Here is a 12,313-nt window from a genome sequence, read left to right as displayed (position 1 = left end):
CTTACGAATTAACCTTGCTTTTAATTAAACGGTGGAAAAGCCGGCAAGGCCACAAAAAAGCTCCACATATACTTACTGAGGCGATCGCAGCCACAACTCGCCAAGTCGAACTAGATTCAGTGGCAGAATCTGAAGGGTGAGTTTGTGTGTTTTTAGCTAATTCTGGCACTGAATGAGATAGCTGACTGGCTGTAGTCACCCCTTCAATCGCTGCTCCAATTAGATAAGCTACTAGGGCAATTACTAGCCAGTTATTCATAATATTCAACTGTTTCAACTCTGAGCGTATGCTTGGCGGTGAGAAATCATTTGATTTCTCGTACTAATGATTGCCACCTTGCCCGAAGGATAATCGACCTTCAGCCGTATCACGAATCAGGGGCAGTTTAGATTTTATATAACTATTGAGACTGCTATCTGCCTGGGGATCAATAGCCTGCTTCGCTTTTAACTGTTGCAGAAGCACTTGTACTAAAGCAGCATCGTCAAACTGGAGCAGGGTGCTGACCTGGGTAGACTCGATTACAGCCCAAAGCTGTTGCATCATTTTGGCAGTGACCATGAGTCTGTAACCTCTTAAGCTTTTCTTTATATTTACACAGATTTGGAATTTGTAGTTAGTATTTAGCTGAAGATTTATAAAGTTATAGGCTGAAAATGGCTGAATCGGTTAACTAGTTGAGTCATAGCGTTTTTCAATTCATTGAACTAGAGCAGTGCCTAACCTTTAGGCTAACCTTGCTCTATAAAGAAAAAAACTGCCCAAAGAGTTAGATGCTCTCTAACCCAATATGCTTGGGTTGAGAAACGTAGACTAAAAGCAGGGTGGTTTCATACGAAAAAAGAAAAATACATAAATTTTGATTTCTTTGGCTTTTCACCCCTCTCCAAACCTCTCCCCGAAACGGAGAGAGGCTTTGAAACCCAGTTTTAGTTTTTCTCTGGTTGTATGAAACCACCTTGCGCGTCGGGAAGGGGGTTAGGGGGTTACTTTTTTGTGGGCTTTCCTAACTAAATAACGTGAAAAGTCAGAATTAGAGTAAGCTTTTTGAAAAGCCACAATGCAGACATACGTAGGCTTCAGCGCTTTTTGTGGAGGGAAAGTTCAGTTGTCTTCGCTGTCGGGTACTTTTGCGAGAAATTTATTGTGGAACTCTCGCACAAGCTCCTTCCTGACCAGAAGGATCGGCAAAAACTGCTAAAGTGTGATATTCAGGGTTATCTGTTTTATATATCACTTTAAAAGTATACAACTTATTTCTACCTTGCCCTTCGGTAACAACTGTTAAAAGTGTATTACTAGTGGGAGGAAGCCCAGGAATATTTAGTTTTTGAATTCGTCTGAGTTGAATTACATTCGCTGAGGAGTTTTTACAATCTCCTCCACTACTATTAGAGTCTTGACCAAACTGCATACATACTGGCCCATCAAAGTCTATAGTTACCTGTGATGGATCGTTTAACCAAACTTTTTTAATTACTTCTCCAGCCTGAATAAAGCTTAAGTTTGTTCCTTGTTGATACCAAACGTCAATCGTAGGTATTGCTCCCCCTAAACCCTGTGCTTGACAGGAAAATATGGAACGCAGAACAGCGTTATTAGCGACAGCGCGACCTACCAACAATAACATAGCAACCGAGAAAATTAAGGAAGCTATAGGTAGGAAATAAGAATTACTTGGCGTATTTCCTGACAAGTTAGAATTCTTTTTCATGGTTGCAAATGGGGAGATTGGTAGATAGAACAGGATAACATGGGAAAGATATAGGAATCATATTTAATTTTTGAACAAAATTAGGTATTGTAGGGTGTGTTAGAACGCAGTTCGTAACGCACCAAACCCTTGATGATGGTGCGTTACGCTGTCGCTAACACACCCTACGTATCTTTTCATAAATCAAATACTAGTCCTATAGAAAGAAAACTAATTCCCAATTACTATTACCCAATCAAAAATCTAAAATTGGTATAAATCCTATCTTTTAAAACTAGATTGGTTGATTAACGTATAGTTCAACATTTGTACCAGCTTGCATAAACCAAATATTAGTTGGTTGTGACATTTGGGCGATCGCCTGTTGATTACGTTGTCCAATTTGTTGTGATAAAGAGGTAGTACCACCTTCCAGAACCGCCGCTGCAAGGTTGCGTTTGTTCTCAGTGATAGTACCAGTAGTATAAGTAGTGACGGGGGTGGTGTTGCCCTCGCTATTAGTGGTGGTGGTGGTGCTGGGTAAGGAAACGAGTGTGGTATCAGGGGTATTTATTAACGCTGCCGCTTTACTAATACCATTCACAAGGAATGATCCTACATCCATTGATGCTATGGGCGAACTTTGACCGGGATATTTACTTGCTACTAAAGGTTTACCTTGGGAACCGCGAACAATAATTGCATTGCTGGGTAAGCTTTGTTCGGTAGGGTTGCCATTATTTTGCGAGATAAGTTTAGTTACGTTCATCTGCACAAGACCTTGTTCGTTAATGGAACTAATTTCAGCTAGAAATTCGGTGTTTGCAGGTATGACAGTAGTACCATCCTTAGCTTTTAGTGCTTCTTGCGATTTGATGATCACGGATACGTTTTTCGCTTGGCTTCCTTCATCACCACCGCCTGATCTAGTAGTAGTTTCCCCAGATATCGCTGTTGCTAACACAGCTCTAGCACTAGTCCCTACTGCTAAGGATTTCTGTCCCACAGGTTGCGCTTGACTCACCTCAGGAGCAGAAGTTTGTGGTGGTGGTGGTGTCTGTTGTTGCTGCGGCTGCGGATTATTTACAGGTTCAGGAGCTGTTGCTATGTTATTAGATTGATTCGTAGCATCTAGTTGACCGTAGCTACCTAACTTTGCTAACCTTCTCCACTCTTGCAATGGGTTTGGTGGAGATGGTGGAGTTATATTAACTACGGGTTGAGGTTGACGTTGAGTGCTTGGCTGCACAACTGGTAGTTGGGGCGAAGGTTGAGATGCAGGTACTCTAACGACACGCTCAACTGTCACTGTCCGAGGGACGTAAGCTGTTGGTGGGGGTGTTGGGATCACTCTTTGTGTACCTCTAGAAGAAACTGACGGTTGTGGTAAAGGTACTGTAGACGCTGATTTGGCAGTTCTAAGCTGTTGTTGCGCGGCTTTCACCATCTCTGCTTGTTCAGTCAGGGCTAATTTCGTTTTCAGAGTATCTACTTCGCCTGCTAGTTGTTGAGAGGTAGATTCATCAGTTGGCTGCTCAGGTACTTGTGGAGCAACAATAGTTTTTGGCTTGGGATTGCTACTCATTAATTGGGACAAAAACACGCCACCCACCAAAACGATCGCAAAGGTAGCGGCTCCTACCAAGCCTAACTTTGCAAAGGGATTAGATGAGAGGGGTTGCTTAGTCTGAACTTCTTGTGGAAGAGATAGCGATTCTTGCGATGTTACATCTTCTGATCCTTGGGTATCGGGAGAAGATTCTTCATCAAAGCCGACCAACCTTGACATCCGCGATTCCCAATCAAAAGATTCTACATCTTGTTGTTGAGCATCGGGAGGTAGAGTAAATTCATTTTGAGCAGGTGTTTCCGCAGGAGTTGAGTATTTAGTCATGGTAAAGCTTGATTAGGATTTGCAGAACAATTTTTATCTTTGATATCACATACATTATAAATTTCTAGTCTGGCTTCACCAAGGCGGTAAGCTGCGAACTGCAATGGTAGTGCTGCATTTGGTAGGGAAGTTGCGGGTTCATCTATTGCTCTAACTAAAATTTGTTTATTAAACGAAGTTGATTTTCCCAACCTATCATAACCGCTAAATACTAGTTGATTAGCAAACATCTCCACTTTCCACTGTCCATTACCTATTTCTGTAGGTTGAGAGATTTTTTGGATTACTAATACACTCTCTGCTCCTCTATTAACATTTTCAAATTGGCTATCTGGATTTAAATTGGTAATTTCTGATTGAAGTTTTTGTTGAAAATTATCAGCTACGAGTTGGGAAGTGATTTCCCAGACTTGCGTTGGCGGCTGTTGATCTGACCAGGTAAGCATTAAGCTCATAGTTTCACCCACAAATCGCCGAATAGCCTCTGGCTGTCGCTCTAAATTTGGTTCGGGGTCTACGGTTATAGCGCGACCATCAACAAGTTGCACTAAACTTTGAGGTGTGAGTTGTCGGCCTAGTTGTTGTAACATAGACCCGTGAAATAGTAGTAAAAGCAAGGTCAATACATGTAACCCAAATGTTCCTACTGCTAACAGTGGCAATGGGTTATTTTTCCTATTTTCTGGTTTGAGTAATTGCATTAATAATTATAGGAATCGTATTTGATTTTTGAAATTATCTATGTGGGTGGGGAGTGGGGAGTGGGGAGTGGGAAGTAGGGAATTAGGCTTTTCGATCTGTACCGAGCTTTTTCATAAATAAAATATTAGTCCTATAAATTGAATTAGTGAATTAGAAATCTATAGGTCTTATTTGATTTTTTAAAAAAACCCTCAACTCGAAAAGGCTGATTCCCCACTCCCCACTCCCCATTCCCTACTCCCCACTCCCTACTCATCTAATAAAGCTATCAGATGTTTGTCCAGGGCCGCATTGGGTTAATTTATCATTGTTAAGGCTGTTGTTGCCATCTAGCAAACATAAGTTACGAACTTCATAAATTTCTAATCTATCAGCGCGGACACTATAAATTGCTTTTTGCAAGTCTGTGCCACTGTCGCCTTGGGGATTACCAAAATAATCTGCTGCACGTACAAGTAAATCTTTGTTAAAAGGAGTTATAAGTCTTGCACCACCAACTCGGTTTTTTTGGATTAAGTCGGCTACCATACCGACTCGCCACTTACCTGGTGCAATTTGTCTTGGCGGATAAACTCGCTTAATCACTAATTGTGATGTCATAGCTAGATTGGGATTTTCAGAGAAAACTTCTGCTGGTGTCATTTCTGCAACTGTGCTTAAGAAACCTTTGCGAAAGTCTTCGGATAAGGCAAAACTAGCTATCCAACTGCTGGTACTAACTTTTTGGCTACCCCCTTGAGGTGCTTGAATAAGAACTCCTAAATCTGGTTTGGGGTTTGCAACTTCTTCAATATTTTGTACTGGTAAGGTTCCAGACCAGCTAAACATTGATATCATCGTTTTGCTGACGAATTGGCGAATAGCTTCGGGTTCTCTTGCTAAATCATCAATATTAGCTACTGGTTTACCGTCTATTAATTGCACGAAGTTAGGAGGTTTTCTCACACTGAGTTGGCGAATATTTAGCCCTTGTAATAATAAAAAAAATAAAACTAGTATATGTAAACTGAAGGTTGCGATCGCAAAAATCGTTAAAACACTTGCCGTCGTTCTTTGTCTTTTTTCTAGTAAACGCACCATTTACTCATCTTCTCCTGCAAAAAAATTCAGCTATTCTATAAGTCTGAAATAGTTTACTCACCTGGTTTTTCGCGTCAGTTTTACCCCACCCTAACCCTCCCCTTGGAAAGGGGAGGGAACTAGATTCCTGTTTGCCCCCTTGGAAAGGGGAGGAGGGAACTAGACTCCTGTTTCCCCCCTTTCTAAGGGGGGATTAAGGGGGGTAATTTGACTTGTGTATATGTAGCCCCGCAAGCGGGAAGGAGTTGGAGGTGGGGTGCTAGAAACTTTTGCAAGAGGGCTTATGTTAATTACGATTTGCATATAATTCCGCAGTCAGGACACTTATCAAAATTTTATTCATTTTAAATTTTTAATTTTTAATTGTTAAATCCTCTCCCTTACTAAAGAAGCTGTATTACTGATCCCACTGAAGAGGGCAAAACCGCCAGCAGCAGCCACAAGTAGCGATAAAATTGGTGCTAAAATTCCCAGAAAAATTATGAACCACATTAAATCTGGATCAGCATTAAAATTTTGACCTGGGCCATTTACAATAACTGCGGCAGTCAGCACAGCAATAATATTGAATGAAATCTTGGCAATTCCAATAGATAAAAATCCGGTCAGCCATGCAAAAATTGGTTTACCAGCTACAGGTAGTAAAGATCCACCTACAGCTATTGGCCCTAAAAGTGCTATCAGCAACATAGTAGCTTCTATCAAATTCTGAAACGCATATTGTAAGGAAACTAAAAAGCTTTTGATGCTTGTTTGCACTGTAGAACCTAACAAAGAATTAAATGACGTTTCTGATACTATGCCACGAACAGAACTAACATTATTTATCTCATTTACTTTATCTTGTAGTCTAATTATCCAGTTTTTATTTCCGTATGTAGTTCTATATCTCCTCAAGAGAATAATGATTCTATCGGTAGCTCTCTTAAAGCATTCACTTTGTTGTTCACCAGTTAGCGATTGGCAAGGACGCAGAAAAGAACCAGTTACTTCTTCTGCAACACTCATATTCAGCGCTTCTTGGTACATTTTACTCGTATTTGGTGATACCACTAATTGCTGATTCACAGTGTTTAAATAACCCCGTAACCCCAGTGTCAGATTAGAAAGGATACTTCCTTTACCTGAATTACTTAAGAGAATCACCACTACAAAAGGCCAGATTAAAGCTGATATTGGACGACTATATTCGTAGGATATTAAGTCTTTGAGGAATTGTATCATAAAAAATAACAGGGTTCCTACTGCAAAAAAAATACCCAGCGTTGTCAGTGTTCCATACAAAGTACCATTGCCAGTATTTTGTAATAAATTCAGCCATTGACTATTCCAACCCTCGGCAATACTTTGGGAAGTTACAGCACCCTTAGTGAGAACCTCATCAATGCCTAATTGGGGTTCTAATTGGGCAAAAATTAGTTGAATAGCAAGTTGCATTTTGAGTTAATTGACTGTTTTTTGAAATTTCGTAGAGTGCGTTACGTTCTTAACGCACCATTTCGGATGCTTTCGGTGCATTAGCGACAGCGTAACGCAACCTACCAAACTGTTTTTTAGACTTACTGTTAGCTTGTAGAAGTTTAAGTATTTTAAAAATTTATTTTTGTACGGATAGTTATACTTCTTTTGATCCTAAGATCCTCATTCCCAATTTTTTCTTTACCAAACAAATCTAGTTGAGAAGTAGCTCGTAAAAGTCGCGCTGTTTCTGTAGATGTATCTACTCTTCGAGCGCGATTTGCCTCTTCTGCCTGCTGAGAAATGTTTGCTAAATTTAAATTAGAATATTGTAAAGACTGATTCGTTTGTATTGACTGGACAAATGTTTCGGCTACAATTTTTGCTTGTAATTTTTGCATTTGAATGGTTTCGTTGTTTAGATTTAGCAATGTAGTTGTTAATGCTACTACAGCATCACATGCTTGTTTCTGAACAGGATCACCAGTACAATTTGTTGGTGGTGGTGGGGTACTTCCTCCATCATTAAGATTTCCAAAAAGCTCATCCTGAATATTTTCTAACTTTCCTTTTGTCCGACTTTGTGCATTTTTACCAAGAACACCTACCGCTATTCCACGGGTCATTAAACGATTGAGTTCATTACTAGCTAAATTTCCCCGTACTGCTGCATTATTTTCAAAGCGGCTTGCTTTAGACTGTGAACGATAAGAGTAGTAATTCACATTATCACGAACCTTTTGTCCCGCAGCGACGGGGTTAGGTATTTTTAATTCTCCCTCGTTACTGGTAGCACTAATAGCATTTTGACCATCTGATTCAGGGTTTAAGTTTTCGTTAACATTCCTATATTGAAAGTAATCTTGCAAATCTCTAGAATATGATTGAAAATCACTCCAAACCTGACCTACTAGCGTTTGATCTTGTTGTGCCATTACTGGTAGGATTGCTAGGGATAGCAACGTCAGAGTAAAAATGGTAGTTTTTCGCATACATTTGTGCCTGAAAAAGGTAATTTAGCTTTTTAATTATGATTTATAAGAAGGTAGGGAGTAGGGAGTGGGGAGTGGGGAATCGGCTTGTTTGAGTTATACGGAGTTTTTTCAAAAATCAAATGAGGGTTCTATATAACTTTTTCAATCACTGTTAACTGCTTACATAACCCGATTAACTACTACGCAGATTAGCCACTAACTGACGTGCAAATGCAGAAATTGCTTCATATTTATCGCTATGAAGTTGCATCATTTTACTGCGTGCAGTTTGTTCAGCAGGGTTATTAGCAACTGCTGCCAATTGTTCGTAACCTGGATAATAACGACAGAATGTATAAATACCGTTATCATCTAACAGCCATTGGCTATAAACGCTTTCTTTGCGGGGAAAAAAGCTTTCTGAGGCATTACGAGCAATAATATTGCGGGGATATTTTAAGATATCTGCAAAACTATCGACTGCAACCGGCTGAATGCGTCCAATCAATCGTGTTGTCAAGTTTTGCAAAATCTTAGATGCAGCTTTAGACTTGGCAATTGTATCAGGATCTTGTCCTGATAAGATGACTCTGATACCGGCTTTAGCGCCGTTTGCACAAACTCTGCCAACTAAGTCAGAAATTTGCTCGAATTCAAATAGAATTGGTGCTTCGTCAATGAAGAATATAGAAGCTGGACTACCTAATGCGCGTCGTAATGCTGCTGAATAGGCACTTAGAGATAGTACGGCTGCATCTTCACTATCTGATAGGTTTCTCAGAGCAAAAACTAAAAGTTGTGCATCGGTGGGAAAGCTCGATGGTGCAGAAATAGCTTGTCCCACGCGACTAGAAAGCCAAAACCGCAAGCGCAACTGAATTTGACTAAGAGCATCTTCTACTCTGCCTGTTAAAGTATTTAGCTGCAAGTGTTCTGATGAACAGAAATACAGAAAATCTTTTAAAGTAGGAGTTTTCAGCCAAGCCTGAGTGCCAAATCCTCCCGCCATCGCCTGTATATATCGCTGTTTTATACCCTCATCAGCAAAGAAGGCTTCTAATGCCAAGTTGAGGAGCGATCGCACGGTTTGCGATAAAATTTGACTTTCAGTCGATGATCCTAAAACCATTGTCATCAAAGCTGATTCTAGGAAGGCGGTATAATCGTTAAAGCGATCGCGCTGTTGTTCTGGATCTAGCGATCGTAAGTCTGGCTGTTCAAATAAGTTATTCGATTGTTTGGAGATATCAAAGTACGCTCCATTGACCCCCATAAACTCTGTGTAATCAGTAAAAGTAGATGTACCATCAGGTTTTGGGAAATCTAACGCCACAACCGGAATACCATGCGCCAAAGCCTGAGTTAAAATCCCTGATACCAACACCGATTTACCAGCACGCGTTGTGGCAAACAAAGCTAAATTTTTGTGCTGATTAAACAAATCTAAATGTATGGGTGTTCCACCTTCTTCAGCAATCAACTCAAAGCCTTGTTTATCACCCTGTTTAGTTAAAACTAAAGGCATTAATCCGGGAACTTCACTGGTTAAATATAGCTGGCGACGATTGAAAGGTGTCGCTAACAAACCTTCCCAAACTATTGGGAGAGTTTGCAGCCAAATTTTCCAGGCGTATTCAGTTTCTCTAATTAATTTTGCTGGACGTTGAAAACAGTTTTCAATATATCTTGTTGCCTCATCTAATTTATCGACAGTTGGACGATGTACTAAAATAACGATACTCGTATAAATCGGGACTGCACCTTCAAATAATTGTTCTTGTGCTGCTACCGATTTCTTCAACTTTAATTGCGCGTTGACATCAATAGTTTTACTTTTTTCTTGAGCCATGATTGTTGTCATGTTTGACTGCTTCAAGACTCGTTGCAAAGTAGTTTTCACCATTGCTGGATTTGCCGCAGTCAATTCACAAAAAATCTCTGTATCTACTACTGTTTCTCTAGCCAACAGTTCCCATAAATAGCGCAGTTGAGTAGATTTATTTGCCCAACCTCCGGGTTTTTCGAGAAATGAGAGTGCGCCAATATAACGATTGTTAACATTAACCCAACGGCGATCGGCACAAGGTACGCTAGACTCCATCAGCAAAGTTGTGCCGTGGATATTGTCTAAAAGCAATTTAGTACTAGCTAAATCTGAATTAACTTGCTCGTGCAGTCCTTGTTCATCTAAAGTCAGCAATTGGGGAATCGGTATTGGCTGCGTATCATTAAACCTTTTCCAGATGCCTTCCCAGAGTTCATCAGCTTTCAAAGGTTTGACATCCAATCCCATTTGGTTAGATAAAATTTGCTCCCAGCGTAGAAAACCTTGCTTGTAAGCATTTGTTATCAGCGTTTCTATGCGCTGGTTTTCTACATCTGAAAGATCCCCTTTAAATTTTAACCACCATGATTCTGCTCTCACTAAAAGTTTTTCTATCCAATCATCTGCATTTCTGGAGTTGGATTCAATGGTGTAAGTGACATAAATTCGCAAAAATTTTGGCTTACGAACACCAGATATAGTTAATTCTTTGACTCTGGCTCTTTCTGCCATCAACAAATATTTAATATCTCGTGATGGCGCATTTCTGATTAACGATACTAATTCTTTTTGGCGCTCTTTGTCGGAACTAAAAGATCCTAAATGCAGTGTCATTCTTTCACCGCTAGGAATGTCTTTCAATCCGGCTTCAATGTTATTAAAGAGTGTATCGATTTGTTCGGCTCTTAAAGTGGTATGAATTCCCTTACAGTCAAAACCAAAAACAAAGCAAAACCTATCTCTTTGAGTGCCTTTTGTCAAAAGGTAAGCGCCAATATCACGTCCATTCATTGCGACACGTAGCATTGTCGCCAAGTGCAAGGCATCTTCAAATGGTGTTAATCTACCTTCATTTCCGGCGACGCCGACGCTTTGTTTTCCGATTTTTTGCTTCATGATTAACTTCTAATAAGCTTTGATAACGAGCAAAGCCTCTTGTCCAAGCGGGAACGCCTATAAATTTACTTAAAAAACTCCAACTCCTACCACCAGTTAAAATCCACCAAGTTCCTATTCCCCAACCAGTCATTAGTATTGTCCACAACCACTTTTGAAACTCTTCTTGGAAAAGACCACCAAAAACTCCGTTGACAATAAAATAGGAAGCTAAAGCAATTACTGTCCAAGGAAGAATTTGATCAGCAGGGATTGGCCCTAATGAGGGTTGGCTTCCTAGAACCTGATTGACTGGACGAAAATCTTGTTCCCGCTCTTGAGACATTTGAAATATGAAATATCTAAATTATTTACTGCCCTTGTGGACCAATTACAAAGCGTGTGAGTACATCAGCAACGGTAACAGCAACAACGACTAATAGAGGAGTTCTGGCAATGCTTTGCCAATCCTCATCCTTACGCACTGCGTTAATCACACCAACTAGAGAAATTGCAATATAGAGTAAGTATATCGCCCGCAACACATTAAATATCAAACTTATTGCTGTCTCACTACCACCACCAGCTGCTTGTGCTCCACCTAAGTTTCTTTTGAAAAACTTTTCAGCTTCTCCAAAAAACTGTGCTTGTGCAGGGGCTGCAAACCAGTCTAACCAATACAAACTCAAAATTACGGCTGCTGCTAATATTTGTAATATTATTAGCGATCGCCTTGGTAAATTTACCTGTTGCCCAATTTGCTGGGTGATGACTGCAATTAAACTACCAACTAGTAAACAAAAAAGCAAAATAGGACTATTTAGGCTGATAACGCTTACAAGTACAGCACAAGCAATCAAAAAGGGTACAGATTCCCCCAGAATCATCAAGCTAGATTTTAGTCCCAGTCTTAACTTCTGAGATCCTTTGAGTGCGCTACCAGTTAAAGCTTTGAAAAAGTTTCTCTTGTGAGAACTTTGTCTAGACATTGCTAATTTTCCTATGGTGTACTTGAGTGTTTATTGTCTAAAAATTTACAATATTTCAGTCAATTTAACATGAATTAACATTTATTTTTAATAAAATTATAAATTTTTCAGTAAAATGTTACATTGGATACAAATTATTATTCATTTCAGTTAATTAAATATTAATTTTAGTTTAAAAAAGAATTATGCATGGTTTGAGAAGCTAGGTTTCGAGCTTTAAACCAGAACTGCTACAGTCCTTTTAAGCTCTTTCTATGCCAGCGCTTTTGCCTCAACCAGAGGTTGGTATCGGTAGAAACGCCAGACAATGCTTGGCAGCATTGTTACAAGTTCTATACTAAACATTTTATTACTCCAAGCCACTGTTTTGTATGGATAAGACCTTACAAAATATACTACATTAACATTACCATTCGCATGTAGTTAATTTCAGTCTACCGTTACCAGTAGGAAATAGACTACACTTTATCCTTTTAGCTAAATATCGCAATTCTATTTAATTTTTGAGAGAATACTTACAAAAAGCAAGCTATTTTTGTAACTAAGTGCAGAGTTGGCATACGCATTTGCTATTTCGGCATACTCATTTGCTATTTCGGCGT

At 39.6% G+C, this 12,313-nt stretch carries 11 protein-coding genes; all 11 read right to left on the bottom strand.

The features are described from left to right. Position 1: 1 nt before the first annotated feature. On the bottom strand, positions 2 to 259 hold the full coding sequence (locus tag CDC33_RS28155; protein WP_109011735.1) for a hypothetical protein: 258 nt from the start codon (positions 257 to 259) through the stop codon (positions 2 to 4). 63 nt (positions 260 to 322) lie between these two features. Next, complete coding sequence (locus CDC33_RS28150) at positions 323 to 562, bottom strand: hypothetical protein (RefSeq protein WP_109011734.1); 240 nt, start codon at positions 560 to 562, stop codon at positions 323 to 325. A 580-nt stretch (positions 563 to 1,142) separates the two neighbouring features. Further along, the gene (locus CDC33_RS28145; protein ID WP_109011733.1) at positions 1,143 to 1,715 is read right to left on the bottom strand and encodes a hypothetical protein; all 573 of its coding nucleotides are present in this window, start codon (positions 1,713 to 1,715) and stop codon (positions 1,143 to 1,145) included. A 274-nt stretch (positions 1,716 to 1,989) separates the two neighbouring features. Continuing rightward, positions 1,990 to 3,588: a TrbI/VirB10 family protein gene (locus CDC33_RS28140; RefSeq protein ID WP_109011732.1), complete on the bottom strand. Its 1,599-nt coding sequence runs from the start codon at positions 3,586 to 3,588 to the stop codon at positions 1,990 to 1,992. Further along, entirely contained in the window at positions 3,585 to 4,289 is a 705-nt protein-coding gene (locus CDC33_RS28135) for a hypothetical protein (RefSeq protein WP_109011731.1), read from the bottom strand. Before CDC33_RS28135 ends, CDC33_RS28140 begins: the two co-directional genes overlap by 4 nt. 253 nt (positions 4,290 to 4,542) lie before the next feature. Further along, entirely contained in the window at positions 4,543 to 5,370 is an 828-nt protein-coding gene (locus tag CDC33_RS28130; protein ID WP_109011730.1) for a hypothetical protein, read from the bottom strand. A gap of 366 nt (positions 5,371 to 5,736) precedes the next feature. Beyond that, complete coding sequence (locus tag CDC33_RS28125) at positions 5,737 to 6,807, bottom strand: hypothetical protein (RefSeq protein WP_109011729.1); 1,071 nt, start codon at positions 6,805 to 6,807, stop codon at positions 5,737 to 5,739. Positions 6,808 to 6,959: 152 nt separating this feature from the next. Beyond that, positions 6,960 to 7,820 (bottom strand): hypothetical protein, encoded by an 861-nt coding sequence (locus CDC33_RS28120; protein WP_109011728.1) that lies wholly within the window; start codon positions 7,818 to 7,820, stop codon positions 6,960 to 6,962. A 175-nt stretch (positions 7,821 to 7,995) separates the two neighbouring features. Next, on the bottom strand, positions 7,996 to 10,743 hold the full coding sequence (locus CDC33_RS28115) for a putative type IV secretion/conjugal transfer ATPase (RefSeq protein ID WP_109011727.1): 2,748 nt from the start codon (positions 10,741 to 10,743) through the stop codon (positions 7,996 to 7,998). Continuing rightward, on the bottom strand, positions 10,697 to 11,068 hold the full coding sequence (locus tag CDC33_RS28110) for a hypothetical protein (protein ID WP_109011726.1): 372 nt from the start codon (positions 11,066 to 11,068) through the stop codon (positions 10,697 to 10,699). Before CDC33_RS28110 ends, CDC33_RS28115 begins: the two co-directional genes overlap by 47 nt. Before the next feature lie 25 nt (positions 11,069 to 11,093). Beyond that, positions 11,094 to 11,711 carry a hypothetical protein gene (locus tag CDC33_RS28105; protein WP_109011725.1) on the bottom strand — a complete coding sequence of 206 codons (618 nt, stop codon included), beginning with the start codon at positions 11,709 to 11,711 and terminating at the stop codon, positions 11,094 to 11,096. Positions 11,712 to 12,313 lie beyond the last annotated feature (602 nt).

The organism is Nostoc commune NIES-4072 (assembly GCF_003113895.1).
Taxonomy (GTDB): domain Bacteria; phylum Cyanobacteriota; class Cyanobacteriia; order Cyanobacteriales; family Nostocaceae; genus Nostoc; species Nostoc commune.
The sequence above is the reverse complement of the archived record's forward strand: the minus strand, read 5'-3'. Positions and strand labels throughout refer to the sequence as shown.

What these genes read in the sequence shown, in the direction of transcription:
- CDC33_RS28150 (WP_109011734.1), bottom strand. Translation starts at nt 562, where the DNA reads ATGGTCACTGCCAAAATGATGCAACAGCTTTGGGCTGTAATCGAGTCT.
- CDC33_RS28155 (WP_109011735.1), bottom strand. Translation starts at nt 259, where the DNA reads ATGAATAACTGGCTAGTAATTGCCCTAGTAGCTTATCTAATTGGAGCA.
- CDC33_RS28135 (WP_109011731.1), bottom strand. Translation starts at nt 4,289, where the DNA reads ATGCAATTACTCAAACCAGAAAATAGGAAAAATAACCCATTGCCACTG.
- CDC33_RS28130 (WP_109011730.1), bottom strand. Translation starts at nt 5,370, where the DNA reads ATGGTGCGTTTACTAGAAAAAAGACAAAGAACGACGGCAAGTGTTTTA.
- CDC33_RS28120 (WP_109011728.1), bottom strand. Translation starts at nt 7,820, where the DNA reads ATGCGAAAAACTACCATTTTTACTCTGACGTTGCTATCCCTAGCAATC.
- CDC33_RS28140 (WP_109011732.1), bottom strand. Translation starts at nt 3,588, where the DNA reads ATGACTAAATACTCAACTCCTGCGGAAACACCTGCTCAAAATGAATTT.
- CDC33_RS28125 (WP_109011729.1), bottom strand. Translation starts at nt 6,807, where the DNA reads ATGCAACTTGCTATTCAACTAATTTTTGCCCAATTAGAACCCCAATTA.
- CDC33_RS28115 (WP_109011727.1), bottom strand. Translation starts at nt 10,743, where the DNA reads ATGAAGCAAAAAATCGGAAAACAAAGCGTCGGCGTCGCCGGAAATGAA.
- CDC33_RS28105 (WP_109011725.1), bottom strand. Translation starts at nt 11,711, where the DNA reads ATGTCTAGACAAAGTTCTCACAAGAGAAACTTTTTCAAAGCTTTAACT.
- CDC33_RS28145 (WP_109011733.1), bottom strand. Translation starts at nt 1,715, where the DNA reads ATGAAAAAGAATTCTAACTTGTCAGGAAATACGCCAAGTAATTCTTAT.
- CDC33_RS28110 (WP_109011726.1), bottom strand. Translation starts at nt 11,068, where the DNA reads ATGTCTCAAGAGCGGGAACAAGATTTTCGTCCAGTCAATCAGGTTCTA.